This window comes from Lentzea sp. NPDC003310 (assembly GCF_040610935.1).
GTDB lineage: Bacteria > Actinomycetota > Actinomycetes > Mycobacteriales > Pseudonocardiaceae > Lentzea.
Genome location: NZ_JBEXNC010000010.1, coordinates 68,677 through 89,963 on the forward strand (window position 1 = coordinate 68,677; position 21,287 = coordinate 89,963).

General features: G+C 68.9%; 17 protein-coding genes. 5 read left to right on the top strand and 12 right to left on the bottom strand.

All coding sequences use genetic code 11. The annotated features are described in order from the left end of the window. Positions 1-51: 51 nt before the first annotated feature. Positions 52-864 carry a dimethylargininase gene (gene ddaH, locus ABZX02_RS21445; RefSeq protein WP_355300604.1) on the bottom strand — a complete coding sequence of 271 codons (813 nt, stop codon included), beginning with the start codon at positions 862-864 and terminating at the stop codon, positions 52-54. 147 nt (positions 865-1,011) lie between these two features. On the opposite strand from ddaH, the gene ABZX02_RS21450 reads away from it, so the two are divergent. The 4 genes from ABZX02_RS21450 to ABZX02_RS21465 all read left to right on the top strand — a co-directional run bounded on the left by ABZX02_RS21450 (position 1,012) and on the right by ABZX02_RS21465 (position 5,299). Beyond that, positions 1,012-1,452, top strand: coding sequence for an Lrp/AsnC family transcriptional regulator (locus ABZX02_RS21450; protein WP_089915782.1), 441 nt, complete (start codon positions 1,012-1,014; stop codon positions 1,450-1,452). 10 nt (positions 1,453-1,462) lie between these two features. Then, positions 1,463-2,203 carry an enoyl-CoA hydratase gene (locus ABZX02_RS21455; RefSeq protein ID WP_355300332.1) on the top strand — a complete coding sequence of 247 codons (741 nt, stop codon included), beginning with the start codon at positions 1,463-1,465 and terminating at the stop codon, positions 2,201-2,203. Positions 2,204-2,414: 211 nt separating this feature from the next. Beyond that, entirely contained in the window at positions 2,415-4,253 is a 1,839-nt protein-coding gene (locus ABZX02_RS21460) for a 2-oxoacid:acceptor oxidoreductase subunit alpha (protein WP_355300333.1), read from the top strand. Then, positions 4,250-5,299, top strand: coding sequence for a 2-oxoacid:ferredoxin oxidoreductase subunit beta (locus ABZX02_RS21465; protein ID WP_355300334.1), 1,050 nt, complete (start codon positions 4,250-4,252; stop codon positions 5,297-5,299). Before ABZX02_RS21460 ends, ABZX02_RS21465 begins: the two co-directional genes overlap by 4 nt. Positions 5,300-5,356: 57 nt before the next feature. On the opposite strand, the gene ABZX02_RS21470 is transcribed toward ABZX02_RS21465, so the two are convergent. Then, positions 5,357-7,396 carry a hypothetical protein gene (locus tag ABZX02_RS21470; RefSeq protein WP_355300335.1) on the bottom strand — a complete coding sequence of 680 codons (2,040 nt, stop codon included), beginning with the start codon at positions 7,394-7,396 and terminating at the stop codon, positions 5,357-5,359. A 143-nt stretch (positions 7,397-7,539) separates the two neighbouring features. Here ABZX02_RS21470 and rarD point away from each other — a divergent pair, with 143 nt between their 5' ends. Further along, on the top strand, positions 7,540-8,463 hold the full coding sequence (rarD, locus tag ABZX02_RS21475; RefSeq protein WP_355300336.1) for an EamA family transporter RarD: 924 nt from the start codon (positions 7,540-7,542) through the stop codon (positions 8,461-8,463). Positions 8,464-8,466: 3 nt separating this feature from the next. Here the strand turns inward: rarD and ABZX02_RS21480 are convergent, their stop codons facing one another. From ABZX02_RS21480 to nuoF, 10 genes are read right to left on the bottom strand one after another with little or no spacing between them, the layout of a single operon-like run. After that, positions 8,467-9,432 carry a polyprenyl synthetase family protein gene (locus tag ABZX02_RS21480; protein WP_355300605.1) on the bottom strand — a complete coding sequence of 322 codons (966 nt, stop codon included), beginning with the start codon at positions 9,430-9,432 and terminating at the stop codon, positions 8,467-8,469. A gap of 55 nt (positions 9,433-9,487) precedes the next feature. Continuing rightward, positions 9,488-11,065 (bottom strand): NADH-quinone oxidoreductase subunit NuoN, encoded by a 1,578-nt coding sequence (gene nuoN, locus ABZX02_RS21485; protein WP_355300337.1) that lies wholly within the window; start codon positions 11,063-11,065, stop codon positions 9,488-9,490. Position 11,066: 1 nt separating this feature from the next. Continuing rightward, complete coding sequence (locus tag ABZX02_RS21490; protein ID WP_355300338.1) at positions 11,067-12,635, bottom strand: NADH-quinone oxidoreductase subunit M; 1,569 nt, start codon at positions 12,633-12,635, stop codon at positions 11,067-11,069. Next, positions 12,632-14,569, bottom strand: a complete 1,938-nt coding sequence (gene nuoL, locus ABZX02_RS21495; RefSeq protein ID WP_355300339.1) for an NADH-quinone oxidoreductase subunit L — start codon at positions 14,567-14,569, stop codon at positions 12,632-12,634. The genes ABZX02_RS21490 and nuoL overlap by 4 nt, the downstream gene beginning before the upstream one ends. 10 nt (positions 14,570-14,579) lie before the next feature. Further along, the gene (gene nuoK, locus ABZX02_RS21500) at positions 14,580-14,879 is read right to left on the bottom strand and encodes an NADH-quinone oxidoreductase subunit NuoK (RefSeq protein WP_030473209.1); all 300 of its coding nucleotides are present in this window, start codon (positions 14,877-14,879) and stop codon (positions 14,580-14,582) included. Continuing rightward, positions 14,876-15,706: an NADH-quinone oxidoreductase subunit J gene (locus ABZX02_RS21505; RefSeq protein WP_355300606.1), complete on the bottom strand. Its 831-nt coding sequence runs from the start codon at positions 15,704-15,706 to the stop codon at positions 14,876-14,878. Before ABZX02_RS21505 ends, nuoK begins: the two co-directional genes overlap by 4 nt. A 17-nt stretch (positions 15,707-15,723) precedes the next feature. Continuing rightward, a complete protein-coding gene (gene nuoI, locus ABZX02_RS21510; protein WP_086666379.1) occupies positions 15,724-16,239 on the bottom strand; it encodes an NADH-quinone oxidoreductase subunit NuoI in 516 nt (171 codons plus the stop codon). Between the two features lie 2 nt (positions 16,240-16,241). Then, positions 16,242-17,537, bottom strand: coding sequence for an NADH-quinone oxidoreductase subunit NuoH (gene nuoH / locus ABZX02_RS21515; RefSeq protein WP_355300607.1), 1,296 nt, complete (start codon positions 17,535-17,537; stop codon positions 16,242-16,244). 23 nt (positions 17,538-17,560) lie between these two features. Next, the gene (locus ABZX02_RS21520; RefSeq protein ID WP_355300340.1) at positions 17,561-20,008 is read right to left on the bottom strand and encodes an NADH-quinone oxidoreductase subunit G; all 2,448 of its coding nucleotides are present in this window, start codon (positions 20,006-20,008) and stop codon (positions 17,561-17,563) included. Next, positions 20,005-21,285, bottom strand: a complete 1,281-nt coding sequence (gene nuoF / locus ABZX02_RS21525; RefSeq protein WP_355300341.1) for an NADH-quinone oxidoreductase subunit NuoF — start codon at positions 21,283-21,285, stop codon at positions 20,005-20,007. The genes ABZX02_RS21520 and nuoF overlap by 4 nt, the downstream gene beginning before the upstream one ends. Positions 21,286-21,287 lie beyond the last annotated feature (2 nt).

Sequence of the window (21,287 nt, forward strand, 5' to 3'; positions counted from 1 at the left end):
GCCCCCGGCGTCGTTGACGGGGGCCTTCGGCGATGGCTGCGTGGGCGAGGTCTAGCCGCGCAGTTCCATCGTGCAGCACTTCGGGCCGCCGCCCGACTTGCGCAACTCCGAGATGTCCACGAACACCGGCTCGAACCCGCGCCGCGACACCTGCTCTGCCAGGTGCGTGGCCTCCACGGGCATGACGACGTGCTTGCCATCGGAGACGGCGTTCAGGCCCAGGCACACCGCGTCGGCGTCGGTGGCGATCACCGCGTCCGGGAACAGGCGGCGCAGCACCTGCTGCGAGCCGGGCGAGAAGGCCTCCGGGTAGTAGGCGACCAGGGGGGACGGGGACTGGTCGTCGAGCATGAACAGCGCTACGTCGAGGTGGTAGAAGCGCGGGTCGACGAGCTGCAGTGACACGACGGGGACGCCGAGGACTTCCTGGGCTTCGGCGTGCGCCCCCGGATCCGTGCGGAAGCCCGTGCCGGCGAGCAGGAGGGAGCCGGTCCAGGTGAAGTCGCCCTCTGCCTCGTTCACGGCGGTGGGCATGACGACCGACTTGTAGCCGGCGCCGAGGAACCAGCGGCGGAAGTGGTCTGCCTCGGCGGAACGTTGTGCTGCTCGGAAGCGGGAGCCGAGGACTCGGCCGTCGATCACGGTGCCGCTGTTCGCGGAGAAGACCATGTCCGGCAAGCCGGCTACCGGCTCGATGACCTCCACCTGGTGGCCCAGGCGTTCGTAGGTCTCCTTGAGAGCGGTCCACTGCTCCACGGCCAGCGTCGTGCTGGTGGGCTGGGTGGGATCCATCCACGGGTTGATGGCGTACTCCACCGTGAAGTACGTCGGCGGGCACATGAGGTACCGACGGGTGGTCGGCATGCGCGTCGGCGCGATGGGTGCGGCGATGTCGAGCGTGATCGGCTCGCCGGGCCCGGAGATGGATACCGTCATGGATCGAAATGTAAACGGCGGCTTGACCATCGAACAACGCCGCGACATTGCGTGATCTGGTGCAGAATGTTGCGTGTGGACAGCATCGACCAGCGAATCATTTCGTGCCTCATGGCCAACGCCCGTTCCAGCTACGCGGAGATCGGGAAGGAGGTCGGGTTGAGCGCTCCCGCGGTGAAGCGGCGGGTGGACAAACTGCTGGACACGGGGGTCCTCAGGGGGTTCACGGCCGTGGTCGACCCGGAGGCGCTCGGGTGGGGCACTGAGGCGTTCGTCGAGGTGCACTGCAAGGGGAACGTCGCGCCTCACGACATCCAGCACCGGCTTGAGCCGATGGCCGAGGTCAGCGCCGCGTACACGGTGTCCGGTGCGGCGGATGCGATCGTGCACCTGCGGGCGGCGGACATCCACCACCTCGAGACGGCGCTGGAGCGGCTGCGGGCTGTGGAGATCATCGACCGGACCGTGTCCACCGTTGTGCTGTCCCGGCTCTTGGACCGGCCCATCGCGCCCTAGGGTGCGGGCCATGGCTGAGGTTCTGCTGGAGCTGCGAGAGTCCGTCGCGGTGATCACGATCAACGACCCGGAGCGGCGCAACGCGCTGACGATCGACCTGTCGCGGGAGCTCGCGGACAAGGTCGCGGAGGCCGAACGGGAGGCCAACGCGCTGGTCGTCACGGGTGCGCCGCCCGCCTTCTGCGCCGGCGCGGACCTGACGCAGCTCGGGAACTCCAAGGACGAGGGCCTCAAGCTGATCTACCAGGGCTTTCTCGCGGTGGCGAACGCCACCATCCCCACGATCGCGGCGGTCAACGGTGCGGCGGTGGGCGCCGGGCTCAACCTCGCACTGGCCGCCGACGTGCGGGTCGCGGGGCCGAGGGCGCGGTTCGACGCGCGGTTCCTGCAGCTCGGCATCCACCCCGGCGGTGGCATGACGTGGATGCTGCAGCGGATCACGAACCCGCAGGTGGCCACGGCCATGACGTTGTTCGGGCAGATCCTGGACGCGGACCAGGCCGTCGCCCACGGGCTCGCCTACGCCAAGGCTGAGGACCCCGTTCAGCACGCCTTGGAGCTGGCGAAAGCCGCTGCCGAGGCACCCGCGGAACTCGTCCGGACCATCAAGGCGACGATGCGCGCGACCGATGCAATGCACGACCACGCGGAAGCGGTCGAGACGGAACTGCGGCCACAGGTCGCTTCGATCGACACTCCAGAGTTCGCTGCGAGGCTTTCCGCGATGAAGGCTCGGATCAGCGGGCGGTAGGTGTTACCTTGAGTAACAGGTAACAGAGGTGACGTCTGCCGCATTCGGGTATCCGCTGGTAGTGCTGTGCTTACCGTCTAGTTAAGGACCCGTTGCGGCAGGTGGGACAGTTCGTCTCGCCTGGTGGTACACGGCCCGTCTCGCAGGCGGTCCTGGCGACTACCCTCGTGGTGGGGCACGGCCACCCTTGGAGAGAGGTATCGGCGTAGGAATGAGCACTGAGACCCGCAAGCTGGATCGCGTCGTGATCCGCTTCGCCGGCGACTCCGGTGACGGCATGCAGCTCACCGGAGACCGGTTCACGTCGGAAGCGGCGGCGTTCGGCAACGACCTCGCCACGCAGCCCAACTTCCCCGCCGAGATCCGCGCACCACAGGGCACCCTGCCCGGTGTGTCGTCGTTCCAGCTGCACTTCGCCGACTACGACATCCTGACGCCCGGCGACCGTCCCGACGTCCTCGTCGCGATGAACCCTGCCGCGCTCAAGGCGAACGTGGGCGAACTGCCGGACGGCGGCATCCTCATCGTCAACACCGACGAGTTCTCGAAGCGGAACCTGACCAAGGTCGGGTACGACTCGAACCCGCTGGAAGACGACTCGCTCGAGAAGTACCAGGTGCACAAGATCGCCATGGCGACCTTGACCATCGGGGCGCTCGAGGAGACCGGCCTCGGCAAGAAGGACGCCGAACGCGCGAAGAACATGTTCGCGCTCGGCCTGCTGTCGTGGATGTACCACCGGCCCACCGAGGGCACGGAACGGTTCCTGCGCGAGAAGTTCGCGAAGAAGCCCGACATCGCCGAGGCCAACGTCCTGGCCTTCCGCGCCGGCTGGAACTACGGCGAGACGACCGAGGCCTTCGCCGTCACCTACGAGGTGGCGCCCGCGAAGCTCAACGTCGGCACGTACCGCCAGATCACCGGCAACACGGCGACGGCGTACGGCATCGTCGCGGCCGCGCAGCTCTCGAAGCTGCCCGTCGTGCTCGGCACGTACCCGATCACGCCGGCGTCGGACATCCTGCACGAGCTGAGCAAACACAAGAACTTCGACATCACCACGGTCCAGGCCGAGGACGAGATCGCGGGCATCGGCATCGCCCTCGGCGCGTCCTACGGCGGTGCGATCGGCGTGACGTCGACGTCCGGCCCCGGCATCGCGCTCAAGTCCGAGACCATCGGCCTCGGCGTGATGACCGAGCTGCCGCTGCTCGTGATCGACGTCCAGCGCGGTGGCCCGTCCACCGGTCTGCCGACGAAGACCGAGCAGGCCGACCTGCTGCAGGCGATGTTCGGCCGCAACGGCGAGTCGCCCGTGCCGATCGTGGCGCCGCAGTCCCCCTCGGACTGCTTCGACGCCGTGGTCGACGCGACCCGCATCGCGCTCAAGTACCGCACCCCGGTGCTGTTCCTGAGCGACGGCGCGATCGCGAACGGCTCCGAGCCGTGGATGATCCCGGACGTCGAGTCGCTGCCGGACCTCACGGTCGAGTTCGCGACGGACCCGGAGAACTTCCAGCCGTACTCCCGCGACCCCGAGACGCTCGCGCGTCCGTGGGCCGTGCCCGGCACCCCTGGTCTGCAGCACCGCATCGGCGGTCTGGAGAAGCAGGACATCACGGGCAACATCTCGTACGACCCCGAGAACCACGACAAGATGGTCCGCCTGCGCCAGGCCAAGATCGACGGCATCGAGGTGCCGGACGTCGAGGTCGAGGACCCGGACGGCAACGCCCGCGTGCTCGTCGTGGGCTGGGGTTCGTCCTACGGCCCGATCGGCGCCGCGGCCCGCCGCGTGCGCAAGCTGGGCCTGCCGGTCGCGCACGCGCACCTGCGCCACCTCAACCCGTTCCCGAAGAACCTGGGTGAGGTGCTCCGCAGCTACGACAAGGTGATCGTGCCGGAGATGAACCTCGGGCAGCTGGCGTTGTTGTTGAGGGCCAAGTACCTGGTCGACGCCGTGTCGTACACCAAGGTGCAGGGCCTGCCCTTCAAGGCGGAAGAGCTGCAGGACGTGCTCGCTGACGTGATCAAGGGGGTGTCGGCGTGACCGCCATCGACCTCGGGATCCCCGGCCTGACCGGAGTTCCCACCACCGACGAGAAGCAGTCGGCCAGGGACTACAAGTCGGACCAGGAGGTCCGCTGGTGCCCCGGCTGTGGCGACTACATCGTGCTGAACACGATGCAGTCCTTCCTGCCGTCGCTGGGTCTCAAGCGCGAGAACATCGTGTTCGTCTCGGGCATCGGGTGCTCGTCCCGCTTCCCGTACTACATGAACACGTACGGCATGCACTCCATCCACGGCCGTGCGCCGGCCATCGCCACGGGTCTCGCCGTGGCGCGGCCGGACCTGAGCGTGTGGGTGGTGACCGGTGACGGCGACGCGCTGTCCATCGGCGGCAACCACCTGATCCACACGTTGCGGCGCAACGTGAACCTCAAGATCCTGCTGTTCAACAACAGGATCTACGGCCTCACCAAGGGTCAGTACTCGCCGACGTCGGAGCCGGGCAAGGTCACCAAGTCGACGCCGATCGGCTCGGTCGACCACCCGTTCAACCCGGTGTCGCTGGCGCTGGGCGCGGAGGCCTCCTTCGTGGGCCGGGCGCTCGACTCGGACAAGGCCGGGCTCACCTCGGTGCTGCGGCAGGCCGCGGAGCACCGCGGTTCGGCGCTCGTCGAGATCTACCAGAACTGCCCGATCTTCAACGACGGCGCGTTCGACGTGCTGAAGGACGCGGACGAGGCACAGCGGCGGATCATCAACGTCGTCGACGGCGAGCCGATCCGGTTCGGTCGTGAGGGCGAGTACTGCGTGGTGCGTGAGGGCTTCGGGCTCGCGGTCGCGAAATCCGCGGACGTGGACGCGAGCGAGATCGTGGTGCACGACGCGTCGGACCTGAACCTGTCGTTCGCGCTCTCGCGGCTGTCGACGCAGGACCTCACGCACACCGTCACGGGCGTTTTCCGCCGTGCGGACCGCACGACGTACGACGACGGCGTGCGCGCGCAGGTGAGCGAGGCCAAGGCCAGCAAGGCCGCGGACCTCAGCAAGCTGCTGCACGGCAAGGACACCTGGACCGTGGTCGGCTGACCCCGGAACACCGAAAAGGCCCCCACCGAACGCGGTGGGGGCCTTTTTCGTCAGTTCTCACGGAGCGGGGCGGAACCCGGCCTTCTCCGCGTCCGCCTCGGTGCGGAACCACACGTCGGCGCGCGTCTCCGAGAAGTTCGCGGACCCCTCCGAGTAGTACCGGCGGCCGGTCAGCGTGGCCTTCACCGCGAAGTCCGCGGCCGGGGCGTGCCCGTCCGACTTCGGCAGCACCGAACCGGGACCGAACGGCGACCGCGGGTTGAAGCCCTCGGGCTGCTGGAACCGCGCCGGCGCCGCGGTGGGCGCGCCGTTCGGGCGACCGCCGGTGGACGGCGAGAAGCCGACCGGACGCGGACGCACGGGCAGCGCGGGCGTGGCGGCCGGAGCCTCCGCCTTCGGGGACTCGAACGCCGAGAACGCCGGGAAGCTCTGCTGGCGCTGCTGAGTCGTGCGCCGGGCCTCGCGGATCGGCAGACCTGCCTCGGTGTGCCGCAGCTCGACCGGTACGGGCTCGGGTTCGGGCTCCGGCGGCGCGGCGAGCAGCGGCTCGTCGCTCGGCACGAACTTCGGGACGAACGGCTGGTCGTTCGACGTGTCCGGCAGCGTGCGGGTCTGGCCGAGCGCCGGCAGCGGCTCGTCGGCCTCCAGCAGCGGCTCGAACAGCGAGCGCGACTGGGGGGCGGCGACGGGTGCGGCCGGGGCGGGCGGCGGTGCCGTGGAGGGCTCGATGCCGTGGGAGAACGCGGCACCGACGGTGCGGACCGAACGCTCCTGGGTCTCCTCGGTCTCGAGCACCGGCTCGAACGCCGAGAACGGTGCGGGCGGCGGGGCGCCCGGAGCCGTGAACGGCTGGGAGAACGACCCCGTGTACTCGGGCTCGACGAACTCCTCGTAGACCCGTTCCTGGTAGGGCTGCTCCTCGGCGGCAGGCTCCTCGTGGACGGGCTCCTCGTGCAGCGCGTGCGAGGACTCCTGCTCCTCGACGGGCTCCTCGGCGAGCGTCGACTCGAAGACGCCGTGGCGCACGCTCGGCGCGTCCAGGTCGGCCGGCTCGTCGACGATCGGCTCGATCAGACCGGTCTGCTCGGCCGGGGACTCGGGCTCGACCTCCGGCTCGGGCTCGGTGAACCCGTCCAGCTGGCCGGAGATCTCGTCGCGCAGGCCGGGGTACTCGCCGGTGAGGTCGTTGTCCGGCCAGCTGCTCTCCTCGACGGCGATGAACGTCGTCTGCTCGGAGCGGGTGCCGGCGGGCTCGTCCTCCTGCTCGGCGGCCTCGTCGAGGTACGTCTCGGGCTCGTCCTGCGCCCAGACCTCGCGCGGCTGGTAGATGAAGTCGTCGGCCTGCTCGTCGACCTCGGGGCCCGCGGTGGGCGCCGGGGCCGGGAGTCCCGGCTCCGCGACCGGCGGGACCACCGGCACGTGCGAGGTCTGCTCGGCGGGCAGCTCCGGCTCGTCGTCGAAGTCCGCGGCCTCCAGGCCGGACTGCGACAGGACCGTCGTCTGCTCCGCGGGCGTCTCCGGCGGGACCTCGCCGGGCGCGAGGCGCTCGAACAACGAGCGCGGACGGTCGTCGTCCGCCTCGGCCAGTGCCTTCTGCTCGGCCAGCTGCTCCTCGAAGCGGCGCTGCGCCTCCTCGGGCTCCAGGTACTGGCGAACGGGCGCGGCCGGCTCCTCCTCGGGCTCCGGCTGCGCGTCGAAGGTGGTGGTCTCGAACGACGCGGGCTCGGGCTCCTCCACGACCGGCGGCGGCAGCGGCACGGGCAGCGGCGCCGGTGCGGGAGCCGGCACGGGCTCACCGCGGTAGGCGGGCGGCTCCGCGTACGGCGCGGGTGCCGGCGGGAGCGCCGGAACGGGCTTGGGCGGCGTCAGCACCTCGTCGCTGAGCGAACGCGGCGGCGCGGCCTCCCACTCGTCCACCTCGAAGTCGTCGACGGTGACCGCCGAGACGGGCGCGGCCGAACGACGCGCGTCGAGAAGTTGATCATCCAGGTCGGCAATCTGCTTCCGTGCGGGGCGCACCATCACCAACCAGGTGAGCAGCACTCCCGCAACGAAGGACAGCAGGCTCCACAGCCAGACCTGCCCGAAGATGTTCACGGGTAAGCCCCTTCTACGACCACACCGACCCCACTCACTCGGAAGGGTGAGCATGGCCAAACTACAGTGCCTTTGATGATGCTCCGTCACTACGCCGTTCAGCGCAAATAACGGGTGGAAAGCCCAGCGTAGAGTGGGATTTTGTGCCCCCTCTGACCACCTCTGCCATCAGTTCGCCAGAAGTTCACACCCAGGGGCGAGGGGTCACCTACGGCGCACTCGCCTACGTCCTTTGGGGCTTGTTCCCGGCGTACTGGCCACTCCTCGTACCCGCCCAGCCGGTCGAGGTGCTCGCGCACCGGATCGTCTGGTCGTTCGTCACACTGGCCATCGTCGTCGCGGTGCTCCGACGGTGGCGTCCTCTCCTGGAACTGTCTGGCAAAGGCTGGTTGATCGTTACCGCAGCGGCCGTTCTGATCACGGCCAACTGGGGCACGTACATCTACGCCGTCAACAGCCATCATGTCGTCGAGGCTGCCCTGGGGTACTTCATCAACCCGTTGGTGAGCGTGGCACTAGGCATGATCTTCCTCAAGGAACGATTGCGCATCACCCAGGTGGCCGCCATCGCCGTCGCCGTGATCGCTGTGATCGTGCTCACCATCGACTACGGACGACTGCCGGTGATCTCGCTGATCCTGGCGTGTTCCTTCGGCACCTACGGGTTGCTGAAGAAGAAGGTGCCGCTGGACGCGATCTCGAGCCTCACCGCCGAGAACGCCGTGATCGCGCCGATCGCGTTGGTCTACCTGCTCACGCTCGGCAGCGCGAACACCTTCGCCGCCGCGGGCACCGGCCACGTGCTGCTCCTGCTCAGCACCGGCATCGTGACGGTGATCCCGCTGCTGCTGTTCGGTGCGGGTGCCCGGCTGATCCCGCTGAGCACCATGGGGATGCTGCAGTACATCGCGCCGATCCTGCAGTTCGCGTGGGGCGTGTTCGTGGTGCACGAACCGATGCCGGCGAGCCGGTGGATCGGGTTCAGCCTGGTGTGGCTGGCCCTGGCGGTGTTCACGTTCGACGCGATCAGGAACCGGCGCAAGCAGGTGCTCGCGCCGGTCAGCTGAGACCTAGCGGGTGCGTTCCACGACGTACGTCGCGAGCTCCTCGAGGGCGTCCCGCGCGGCGCACGGTGGCAGCTTGCCGAGCTCCGTGCGGGCGCGGTCCGCGTAGTCGTCGAGCGTCTCGCGGGCCTTGTCCATGCCCGAGGACTTGCGCAGCAGCAACAGGGCCTCGTCCACCAGCTCGTCCTCGGTGATCGGCCCCGCCAGCAGCTCGGCGAGCCGCGTCTCGGACGGGTCGGTCAGCGCGTAGAGCATCGGCAGCGTCTTCACGCCCTCGCGCAGGTCGGTGCCCGGCGTCTTGCCGGACTCGACCGACGGGGACGCGATGTCGATCACGTCGTCGGAGATCTGGAACGCCGCGCCGATCACCTCGGCGTACGCGCGCAGAGCGTCGGTCTGCTCCTCGGTCGCGTCGGAGAACATGCCGCCGAAGCGCGCCGCCGTCGCGATCAGGACGCCGGTCTTCTCCTCGATCACCCTGAGGTAGTGGGAGATCGGGTCCTCGCCGGGCTGCGGGCCGACGGTCTCGCGCATCTGGCCGGTCACCAGGACCGAGAAGGTCTCCGCGATGATCCGCGCCGCGTCCGTCCCCAGGTCGGCGGTCAGCCGGGACGCGTGGGCGAACAGGAAGTCGCCCGTGAGGATCGCGATGCTGTTGTCCCACTTGACGTTCGCGGAGACCGCTCCGCGCCGCATGGTCGCCTCGTCCATGACGTCGTCGTGGTAGAGCGTCGCGAGGTGGGTGAGCTCGACCACAGTGGCCGCCTTGATGACCTTTTCCCGGTCCCAGTCGGCGCCGAACTGCGATGCGAGCAGTGTGAAGAGCGGGCGGATCCGCTTCCCGCCCGCCTCCACAAGGTGAAGCGAGGTTTCCGTGACCGGGTGGAACTCGCTCTGCACGACGTCGTGCAGGTTGCGCTCCACCTCGGCCAGGCCGTCCTGGACTACCTCGGTGAGCACGGGGTCCACCAACGCGAACCCCGGTCCCTCATGCTCGCTACTGGTCACACCAGCAGACTACGTACACCTAGCTGAGGAAGGTGCCGGTACCCGCCCAATCGAGCACCAACGTGGGCCACAAACCCAGCACCAGGGTCACGACCGCACCGAGAGTGATCGCCACCGTGGTGAACGCGCCGGGCACCGTGACGGTCGGGCCGTCCGGGGCCGGGTCGCTGAAGTACATCAGCACGATCACCCGCAGGTAGAAGAACGCCGCCACGGCCGAGGCCACGAGAGCGATCACCACGAGCGGCGTCAGGCCGGCGTCGATCGCCGCGCTGAACACCACGAACTTGCCGATGAAGCCGGACGTCAGCGGAATTCCGGCGAGGGCCAGCAGCAGGAACGTGAAGGTGCCCGCCACGATCGGCGACCGCTTCGCGAGACCCGCCCACTGCGACAGGTGCGTCGCCTCGCCGTCCGAGTTGCGGACCAGCGACACGATGCCGAACGCGGCGATCGTGGTGAAGCCGTACGCCAGCAGGTAGAACATCGTCGCGCTCACGCCCGGAGCGTCGCCTTCCGGCGTCAGGGCGATCGAGCCGATCAGCAGGAAGCCCGCGTGCGCCACCGAGGAGTACGCGATCATGCGCTTCACGTCGGTCTGGGTGAGGCCGAGGATCGCGCCGATCACCATCGACACGACCGCGACGCCGTAGAGCACGCCGCGCCACTCCCACTGGGTGTTCTCGAACGCGACCGTGAGCACGCGCAGGATGCCGCCGAACGCGGCGACCTTGGTGCAGGCCGCCATGAACGCCGTCACCGGCGTCGGCGCGCCCTGGTACACGTCCGGGGTCCAGGCGTGGAACGGACCGACGGCGGCCTTGAACAGCAGGCCGACCACCAGCAGGCCGAAGCCCGCGAACAGCAGCGTGTCGGAACGGTCCGTGCCACCCGCGGCCGTCGCGATCGCCGAGAGCTTCACCGAGCCGGCGTAGCCGTAGAGCAGGGCCACGCCGTAGAGGAAGAACGCGGAGGCGAACGCGCCGAGCAGGAAGTACTTCACGGCCGCTTCCTGCGAGAGCAGGCGACGGCGGCGAGCCAGACCGCACAGCAGGTACAGCGGCAGCGACAACACTTCCAGCGCGATGAACATCGTCAGCAGGTCGTTCGCGGCGACGAACGTCATCATGCCGCCGAGCGCGAACAGCGTGAGCGGGAAGACCTCGGTCTGCATGCCGGTCTTCGTCGCCTGCGCGCGGTCCTGCACGGTGCCCGGACGGATCGCGGCCTGGGCCACGAACACGCCGCCGGGCTCCACCGAGCGGTCGGCGATCAGCAGCACCGAGCCGAAGCCCAGCACCAGCAGCGTGGCCCACAGGAAGAGCGACGGCGAGTCGACCGCGATCGCCCCCGCCAGCGTCGAGACGCCCTGCTCGGGACGCTCCGACGTCGCGTAGAGGATCAGCGAGCCGACGGCGCCGACCAGCGTCACGAGCGTGAGCACGAGCTGCACGGCCCACCGCTGGTGCTTGGGCAGCAACGCTTCCAGCAGCACGCTGACGCACGCGGCACCGAGCACGATCAGCAGCGGCGCGATGGCGCCGTAATCGATCTCCGGCGCCTCGATCGTCTGCGCCTGAGCGACGAGAAGGTTCACGTCACTTGCCTTCCTGCACGGTGACCGGGTCGGTCACGCCGACCTCGGTCAGCGTCGCCCCGACAGTCGGGGTGATGACGTCGAGCACCGGCTGCGGGTAGAACCCGAGGGCCAGCACGATGACAACGAGCGGTGCCAGGACGGCGATCTCGCGCTTGGTGAGGTCGCCGATCGTGGTCTTCTTCTCCGGGTCGCCGACGGCCCCCGGACCAGCCGCGGCACCGATGAGGGCGTCGCCGCGCAGCGGGCCGGTCATGATCCGCTGGTAGAGCCACAGCACGTAGAGCGCCGCGAGCACCATGCCGACCGTCGCGATGATCGTGAAGACCGGACGGGTCGGGAACGAGCCGATCAGCACCAGGAACTCCGAGACGAACGAGTTCGTGCCCGGCAGCGACAGCGTGGTCAGACCCGAGATCAGCAGCATGCCCGCGAGCAGCGGGGCCACCTTCGACATGCCGCCGTAGTCGGAGATCAGCGACGAACCACCGCGCGCGATCACCATGCCGACCACCAGGATCAGCATGCCGGTCGAGATCGAGTGGTTGAGCATGTACGACACCGAGCCCACGCCGGCCTGCGACGTGAACGAGAAGATGCCGAGCGCGATGAAGCCGAAGTGCGCGATCGAGACGTACGCGAGGAACCGCTTCATGTCCCGCTGGCCCGTCGCGAGCAGCGATCCGTAGAGGACACCGGCGACCGCGAGCACGAGCACGAAAGGCGCCAGGTTCTTCGACGCCTCCGGGAACATCGGCAGCAGGTAGCGCAGCATGCCGAACGTGCCGACCTTGTCCAGGATGCCGACGACGATCACCGTGACGCCGATGGGCGCCTCGGCCGCGGCGTCGGGCAGCCACGTGTGGAACGGCACGAGCGGCGCCTTGATCGCGAACGCCAGGAAGAAGCCGAGGAACAGCCAGGTCTGCGTCGTCGAGTCGGCGTCGCGGACGACCGTCACGAGCGTCGCCCAGTCGAACGTGCCCTTGCCCAGCTCGTCCGACGCCATCGCGTAGGCGCCGATCGCGGAGGCCAGCATGATCAGGCCGCCGAGGAACGAGTACAGGAAGAACTTGACCGCCGCGTACTGCCTGCGGGCGCCGCCGTAGCCGCCGATCAGGAAGTACATCGGGATGAGCATGACCTCGAAGAGGACGTAGAACAGGAAGACGTCGGTGGCGGCGAACACCGCGACCGTCACGGCCTCCTGCACCAGGATCAGCGCGAGGTACCCGCCCTGCGAACGGCCGGCGGGCAGCTTCTCGGTCCAGCCGGCACCGATCACCAGCGGGATCAGCAGCGCGATGACCGCGATCATCACCAGCGCGATGCCGTCGATGCCGAACGAGAGCCGGACGCCGAACGACTCGATCCAGGTCACGCCCGAGGCGAGCTGGATGCGCTCGCCGTCCGGGTCGTAGGCGGCCCACAGCAGGCCGGCCAGCACGAGCTCGACGAGCGAGAACGCCAGCGCGACGAGCTTGGCCTTCCGGTCGTCCTTGCGCAGGAACGCCACCACCAGCGCGCCGACCAGCGGCACCACCAGCAGTGCGATCAGAACCCAGCTCACGAGAACCTCACCACCAGGAGCGCCCCGAGCACGAAGATCGAGCCCAGCAGCATGGACAGTGCGTAGGAGCGGACGAACCCGGTCTGCAGCCTGCGCAACCGGCCCGAGCTACCGCCGAGCAGCGCCGCGGTGCCGTTCACGAGACCGTCGACGCCCTTCAGGTCGAGGAACACCAGCGCGCGGGTGAGCCAGGTGCCCGGCCGCGCGAAGAGGGCCTCGTTCAGTGCGTTGCCGTAGAGGTCCGCACGGGCCGCGCGCACCGGGAACGACACCCGCACCGGACGCTCGACCGGCTGCTTGCCGCGGCCGAAGAGCAGGAACGCGAGTCCGGCGCCGACCAGCGCGAGCGCGACGGTCAGGATGCCGACCATGCCGTGCGAGATGACGCCGTGCTCCTCGCGGAGCTCGCCGAGCGACGGCTCCAGCCAGCCGGCGAGACGTCCGCCGGAGGAGAGGAACCAGCCGCCGCCGATCGAGCCGACCGCGAGGATGATCATCGGAACGGTCATCGACAGCGGGGACTCGTGCGGGTGGTAGTCCTTGCCGTTCTCCGCCTTCAGGTCCTTCCAGCGGGGCTGGCCGAGGAAGACGAGGATCAGCAGGCGCGTCATGTAGAACGCGGTCAGCGCGGCACCGAGCAGTGCGACACCGCCGAAGACCCACGGGCGCCAGCCCTCACCGGTGAACGCCGCCGCGATGATGGCGTCCTTGGAGAAGTAGCCCGCGAACGGAGGGATGCCGATCAGCGCGAGGTAGCCGAGCGTCCAGGTGACGAAGGTGATCGGCAGGAACTTGTAGAGCCCGCCCATCCGGCGGATGTTGCCCTCGTCGTTCATGCCGTGCATGACCGAGCCGGCACCGAGGAAGAGCCCGGCCTTGAAGAAGCCGTGCGTCAGCAGGTGCATGATGCCGAGCGCGTAACCGATCGGGCCGAGGCCGACCGCGAGGATCATGTAGCCGATCTGCGAGACCGTCGAGTACGCCAGGACCTTCTTGAAGTCGTCGTAGGCGCAGCCGATGATGCAACCGATCAGCAGCGTGACGGCACCGATGATCATGACGACCAGGCGGCCGTCCTCGCTCAGGTTGTAGAGCGGGTTGGAGCGGGCGATGAGGTACACGCCCGCGGTGACCATCGTCGCCGCGTGGATCAGGGCCGAGACGGGGGTCGGGCCGGCCATCGCGTCCGGCAACCAGGCCTGGAGCGGGAACTGGCCCGACTTGCCGCAGGCGCCGAGGAGCAGCAGCAGCGTGATCGCGAGGACCTCGGCCGAGGAGAACTCGCTGACGCGGCTGAATACCTCGGTGTACTGCGTAGTCCCGAGCTTGTTGAACATCAGGAAGATCGCGATGGCGAGGCCCAGGTCACCGACGCGGTTCATCAGGAAGGCCTTCTTGGCCGCCGACGCCGCTTCCGGCTTGTACTGGTACCAGCCGATCAGCAGGTACGAGGCGAGACCGACGCCCTCCCAGCCGAAGTACAGGGTCACGAAACCGTTGCCCAGCACCAGCAGGAGCATCGCCGACACGAAGAGGTTCAGGTAGGCGAAGAACTTCCGCCTGCCTTCCTCGTGCGCCATGTAGCCGATCGAGTAGATGTGGATCAGCGAACCCACACCGGTGATCAGCAGCACGAACGTGAGCGACAGCGGGTCGAGCCGCAGTCCGAACTCGACGGTCAGCGCGTTGACGTCGATCCAGTTGAACAGGTGCAGGTTCTGCACCCGCTCCTCGGGGTTCGAGACACCGAGCGTCGAGAAGAAGAGCGCGAGCGCGTAGGCGAACGACGCGAGCAGCACGCCGCTGCCGAGCAGGTGGCCCCACTTGTCGGCGCGCTTGCCGCCGACCAACAGCACCGCCGCGCCGAACGCGGGCAGCGCCAACAGCAACCAGGCGAAGCTCGCGACCCCGCTGGCGACAACAGGTTCCGTCACCGGTGACCCCTCAGTACTTCAGCAGGTTCGAGTCGTCGACCGAGGCCGAGCGACGCGTCCGGAAGATGGACATGATGATCGCGAGGCCGACGACGACCTCCGCCGCGGCGACGACCATCACGAAGAACGCCATCACCTGACCGTCGAGCGAGCCGTTGATCCGCGCGAACGTCACGAGGCTCAGGTTGACCGCGTTGAGCATGAGCTCGACGCACATGAAGACCACGATGGCGTTGCGGCGCACCAGCACGCCGACGGCGCCGATGCTGAACAGCAGTGCCGACAGCAGCAGGTAGTAGGTGGGGGTCACGACTCACTTCCCTTGAGCGCGTGCGCGTCGGGCTCGTGCGCGGTGCCGGCCACCTCGGCGACGTCGTCCGAGAGCGTGGACTTGTCGGTCGCCTCGATGACCTCGAACAGCGACTCCTCCGCGACCGTGCCGTCGGGCAGCAGGGCGGGGGTGGCCACCGAGTTGGCGGTGGCGAAGACACCGGGGCCGGGCAGCGAGCCGACCCGCTTGCCGTCCTGGAAGCGCTCCTCGACGAGTTCCTTCTGCGTCTTCTTGGCGGGCTTCCCGTCGCGGCCGACGAAGGCCAGGATCATCGCGCCGAGGGCGGCGGTGATCAGCAGCGCCGAGGTGAGCTCGAACGCGAACAGGTACTCCGTGAAGAGCTTCGTGCCGATGTTGCCGACGTTGCCGCCGTTGGTGGCGTTCGCCTCGGCGAGACCAGCGGGCTCGACGGAGGTCAGCGCGCGGCCGACCGAGCCGACGAGCAGCACGGCGAACCCGATGCCGAGCAACGCGGCCGCGAGTCGCTGGCCGCGGATCACTTCGACGACGGAGTCCGAGCTGTCGCGGCCGACCATCATCAGCACGAACAGGAACAGCATCATGATCGCGCCGGTGTAGACGATGATCTGCACGAAGCCGAGGAACGGCGCCTGCTGGATCATGTACAGCACACCGAGGCTGAGCATCGTCACGACGAGCCAGAGCGCGGAGTGGACCGCGTTGCGCGCGAACAGCATGCCGAGCGCACCGGCCAGCGCGAGCGGGCCGAGGATCCAGAACGAGATCGCCTCGCCCGTGGTGACGGTGTCGACCACCTTCTGCACGGGTTCCGGCTGCTGGGCCAGAAGGCTCACGAGGAGGCTCACTGCTGAGCCTCCTTGGCGAGCTGCGGGCCGTTCACGTAGTAGTCCTGCTCGTTCTCGCCGAGCCGCATCGGGTGCGGCGGCTGCTCCATGCCGGGCAGCAGCGGGGCGAGCAGGTCCTCCTTCGTGAAGATCAGGTCCTGGCGGTTGTCGTCGGCGAGCTCGTACTCGTTCGTCATCGTGAGCGAACGGGTCGGGCACGCCTCGATGCACAGGCCGCAGCCGATGCAGCGCAGGTAGTTGATCTGGTAGTCGGCACCGAAGCGCTCACCCGGTGAGTAGCGGGCTTCCTCGGTGTTGTCGCCACCCTCGACGAAGATCGCGTCGGCGGGACAGGCCCAGGCGCACAGCTCGCAGCCGACGCACTTCTCCAGGCCGTCCGGGTGCCGGTTCAGCTGGTGACGACCGTGGAACCGCGGCGCGGTCACCTTCTTGACCTCGGGGTACTCCTCCGTCACCACCTTCTTGAACATGGTGCCGAAGGTGACGCCGAAGCCTTTCAGGGACTCGAACATCCCTACTCAGCCTCCTTACCGGTGGTGACGGCTGCCTTGTCCGCGGGGATGTTGGCGACCTTGACCTTGCGCTTGGGCGCTGACTTGGGGACCGCGAGGTCGAGCGGCGGGACGGGGAAACCCGAACCCGCGAGCGGAACGCCCTTGGTGTCCTGGACCTTCTTGTCCGGCAGCAGGAACGAGACCAGCAGCACGAGGCCGACGATCACGCCGAGCGCGATGAGCCGCTGCGCCGTGGAGAGCTGCTGGATCGCACCGGTGCGGATGACCGCGACGGCCATGATCCAGACGAGGCTGGTCGGGACCAGCACCTTCCAGCCCAGGCGCATGAACTGGTCGTAGCGCATGCGGGGCAGGGTGCCGCGCAGCCAGATGAAGAGGAACAGGAAGGCCAGCGTCTTGATGATGAACCAGATCAGGCCCAGCCAGCCCTGGCTCCAGGACTCGGGGCCGAACGGGAGCCGGTAGCCGCCGAGGAAGAGCGTCGTCGCGAGCGCCGACACCGTCACCATGTTCACGTACTCGGCGAGGAAGAACAGCGCGAACTTCAGCGAGCTGTACTCCGTGTGGAAACCACCGACGAGCTCGGACTCGGCCTCGGGGAGGTCGAACGGGGCGCGGTTGGTCTCGCCGACCATCGCCACGACGTAGATCGCGAAGCTGGGGAAGAGCAGCAGGCCGAACCACCCCGGTGCGAACCCGAGCACCGTTGCCGCCTGCGCGCCGACGATGTCAGCGGTCGACATCGAGCCGGTGAACATGATCACCGCGACGATCGACAGGCCCATCGCGATCTCGTACGAGATGACCTGGGCGGCCGACCGCAGCGCGCCGAGCAGCGGGTACGGCGAGCCGGAGGCCCAGCCGGACAGCACGATGCCGTAGACGCCGATCGAGGAGCAGGCGAGCACCACGAGCACGCCGACCGGCAGGTCGACGAGCTGCAGCGCGGTCTCCTCGCCGAAGATCTCGACCTTGCCGCCCAGCGGGATCACCGAGAACGCGAGGAACGCGGGGATGCAGGAGATCACCGGGGCGAGGAAGAACACCCACTTGTCCGCGAGGACCGGGCGGATGTCCTCCTTGAACGCGAGCTTCAGACCGTCCGCGAGCGACTGGAGCCAGCCGTTCGGGCCGACCCGGTTGGGGCCGGGGCGGTGCTGCATGCGCGCGACGACCTTGCGCTCCCAGTTGATCATGAACAGGGTCATGACCACGAGGAACGCGAAGATCCCGACGACCTTGATCAGGATCAGCCAGATCGGGTCGTCCGCGAGGAGCTTGGCGGTCTCGCCGATCTCCGCTGCGACGAACTGCTGCGTCATGACTTTCCTCCGCTGACGGAGACGATCGAGCCGTGGCCCGCGCCGAGGGTGGCCCGGACGGTCACGTCACCCGAGTTGGTGGGCAGCCAGATGACGCCCTCGGGCAGGTCGTCGGTCTCGACCGGGAGCGTGATCGCGCCCCGCTCGGTGGAGACCGTCACGTGGCCGCCGGTCTCGAGACCGAACTGCCGCGCGGTGGCCTCCGCGACCTTGGCGACGACCGGACGGGCCGTGCCGGCGAGGTGCGGCTCGTCGACCTGCAGCGAGCCGTTGCCGATCAGGCGGTGCCACGTGGCGAGCACGGCCTGGCCGGGACCGGCCGGGGAGACCAGCGGCGCGGCGACGTTCAGCGAGGAACCGCTGGACGCGCCCTCACCGAGACGGGCCAGGTCGGCGGCCGAGGCGGCGGGCGTCTGCGTGAACAGGTCCGCGTCCATCTCCACCGCGAGGGTGTCGAGCACGCGGCAGTCCGGCAGCGCGCCGGTGCCCTCGAGCGTGGTGCCGAACTCGCGGCGGCGGCCCTCCCAGTTGAGGTAGCTGCCGGCCTTCTCGACCGCCGGGGCGATCGGGAGCACGACGTCGGCGTGCGCGGTGACCGCGCTCGGACGCAGCTCCAGGCTCACGATGAAACCGGCCCCCGCCAACGCCTTCTCCGCGAGCGCGGGGTCCGGCAGGTCGAACGGGTCCACGCCGCCGACCACGAGGCCGGACAGCTGACCGCTCGCGGCGGCCTCGAGGATGCCGGTGGTGTCGCGGCCGGGCGCCGTGGGCAGCGAGCCCTCCTCGACGCCCCAGGTGCGCTCGACCTCGGTGCGCGCCGCGGCGTTCGCGACGTGGCGGCCGCCGGGCAGCAGGTTCGGGACGGCACCGACCGCGAGCGCACCGCGCTCACCGGCGCGGCGCGGGATCCACGCGACCTGGGCACCCGTGCGCTCCGCCAGGCGGGCGACCGCGGTGAACGCCCCAGGGACCACGGCGGCGCGTTCGCCGACGAGGATCACCGCACCGGGCTTGGACAGCAGCTCGACGACGTCGGCCGCGTGCTCCGGCAGCGCGTTGATGGCGTTCGCCTCGGCACCGGGCACGCAGGCGAGCAGCGTGCCGAAGGTCTTCTCGACGGCCGGGGTCGTGAACTGGCCGAGGTGGAAGACCTTCGTGCCCTTGCGGGCGGCCTTGCGCAGGCGCAGGAAGACGATCGGCGCTTCCTCCTCGGGCTCGAACGCGACCAGCAGCGCGGCCGGTGCCTTCTCGATGCCCTGGAACGTGACGCCGTTGTCCGGGTTGGTGAACACCGTGGTGCCGGACAGGAACTCCAGCTCCTCGGCGCTGTGCGGCCGGGCGCGGAAGTCGATGTCGTTGGTGTGCAACGCGATCCGGGCGAACTTCGAGTACGCGTAGGCGTCCTCGACGGTCAGCCGGCCGCCGGTGAGGACACCGACGCCGTTCGCGTCGCGCGCCGCCGCGAGACCGGCCGCCGCGACCTGCAGCGCCTCGGTCCAGGACGACTCTCGCAGCTCACCGGACTCCGCGTCGCGCACCAGGGGCCGCTTGATGCGGTCACCGGTCGTGGCGTAGCGGAAGGCGAACCGGCCCTTGTCGCAGATCCACTCCTCGTTGACCTGCGGGTCGTCACCGGCGAGCTTGCGCTGCACCTTGCCGCGCCGCCAGTCGGTGCGCTCGGCACAGCCGGAGGAGCAGTGCTCGCAGACGCTCGGCGTCGACACGAGGTCGAACGGCCGGGCGCGGAACCGGTAGGCGGCGGACGTCAGTGCGCCGACCGGGCAGATCTGGATGGTGTTGCCGGAGAAGTAGCTCTGGAACGGCTTCTCCTTCGCCACACCGATCTGCTGCTGCGCACCGCGCTCGAGCAGCTCGATGAACGGGTCGCCGGCGATCTGCGCGGAGAACCGGGTGCAGCGCTGGCAGAGCACGCAGCGTTCGCGGTCGAGCAGCACCTGCGTGGAGATGTTGATCGGCTTCGGGAACGTCCGCTTGTGCTCGTGGAAGCGGGAGTCGCTGCGGCCGTGGGCGATCGCCTGGTTCTGCAGCGGGCACTCACCGCCCTTGTCGCAGATCGGGCAGTCCAGCGGGTGGTTGATGAGCAGCAGCTCCATCACACCCTGCTGGGCCTTGTCGGCGACCGGCGAGGTCAGCTGGGTCTTCACGACCATGCCGTCCGCGACCGTCATCGTGCAGGAGGCCTGCGGCTTCGGCATCGGCCGGCCGCCCATCTCGACCTCGACGAGGCATTGGCGGCAGGCGCCCGCGGGCTCCAGCAGCGGGTGGTCGCAGAAGCGCGGGATGACCGTGCCGAGGCGCTCGGCCGTGCGGATCAGCAGCTCACCCTTGGGCGCCACCACGGTCTCGCCGTCGATGACGAGCTTGACGTGGCCCTCGGGCACGACGACGTCGTCGGTCGTGGACTTGTCGGGCGCGATGGTCATGCGTTCGCTCCAGCCAGGACCTTGGAGTTCTGGTCGCACAGGGCGAGGAACTCGTCCTTGAAGTACTTGATGCCACTGGTGATCGGGCTGACGGCACCGTCACCGAGCGCGCAGAAGGAACGGCCGAGGATGTTGTCGCAGACGTCGAGCAACGTGTCGATGTCGCTCGCCGTGCCGTTGCCCGCCACCATCCGCTGCAGGATCTGCACCAGCCAGTACGTGCCCTCGCGGCACGGCGTGCACTTGCCGCACGACTCGTGCTTGTAGAACTCCGTCCACTTCATGACGGCCCACGGCACGGACACGGTCTCGTTGAAGATCTGCAGCGCCGTCGTGCCGAGCATCGAACCGGCCTCGGCGGCACCCTCGAAGTCCAGCGGCACGTCGAGGTGCTCGGCGGTGAACAGCGGGGTGGACGAGCCACCCGGCGTCCAGAACTTCAGCGGGATGCCGTCCTTCATGCCGCCGGCCATGTCGAGCAGCTGCCGCAGGGTCGTGCCCATCGGCGCCTCGTACTGACCGGGGTGCGTGACGTGGCCCGACAGCGAGTAGATCTTCGGACCGGGCGACCGGTCGCGACCCATCTCGCGGAACCAGTCCGCACCACCGTTGACGATGAAGGGAACCGACGCGATGGTCTCGACGTTGTTCACCACGGTGGGCGACGCGTAGAGGCCCGAGGTCGCGGGGAACGGCGGCTTGAGCCGCGGCTGGCCGCGACGGCCCTCCAGCGAGTCGAGCAGCGCGGTCTCCTCGCCGCAGATGTACGCGCCGGCGCCGGCGTGGATCACGAGGTCCAGGTCGAACCCGCTGCCGAGGATGTCCTTGCCCAGGTAGCCCTTGGCGTACGCCTCGCGCACCGCCGCGTTGAGGCGGCGGATGCAGTGCAGGACCTCACCGCGGACGTAGATCGCCGCGAAGTTCGCGCGGATCGCGTACGACGTGATGATCACGCCCTCGATCAGCGAGTGCGGGTCCGCCATCATCGTGGGGATGTCCTTGCAGGTGCCCGGCTCGCCCTCGTCGGCGTTGATGACGAGGTAGTGCGGCTTGCCGTCGCCCTGCGGGATGAAGCCCCACTTCATGCCGGTGGGGAACCCCGCGCCGCCGCGGCCGCGCAGTCCGGAGTCCTTGCACTGCTGGATGAGCTGGTCCGGGTGGGCCTTGAGCGCCTTGGGCAGCGCGGTGTAGCCACCGGTGCGCTCGTAGGTCTCGATCGTCCAGGACCTGGGCTCGGTCCAGCGCTTGGTGAGAACGGGAGTCAGCGGGTCAACCATTG

What these genes read in the sequence shown, in the direction of transcription:
- ddaH (WP_355300604.1), bottom strand. Translation starts at nt 864, where the DNA reads ATGCCGACCACCCGTCGGTACCTCATGTGCCCGCCGACGTACTTCACG.
- ABZX02_RS21455 (WP_355300332.1), top strand. Translation starts at nt 1,463, where the DNA reads ATGGCTGAGGTTCTGCTGGAGCTGCGAGAGTCCGTCGCGGTGATCACG.
- ABZX02_RS21460 (WP_355300333.1), top strand. Translation starts at nt 2,415, where the DNA reads ATGAGCACTGAGACCCGCAAGCTGGATCGCGTCGTGATCCGCTTCGCC.
- nuoI (WP_086666379.1), bottom strand. Translation starts at nt 16,239, where the DNA reads ATGTTCGAGTCCCTGAAAGGCTTCGGCGTCACCTTCGGCACCATGTTC.
- ABZX02_RS21520 (WP_355300340.1), bottom strand. Translation starts at nt 20,008, where the DNA reads ATGACCATCGCGCCCGACAAGTCCACGACCGACGACGTCGTCGTGCCC.
- nuoF (WP_355300341.1), bottom strand. Translation starts at nt 21,285, where the DNA reads ATGGTTGACCCGCTGACTCCCGTTCTCACCAAGCGCTGGACCGAGCCC.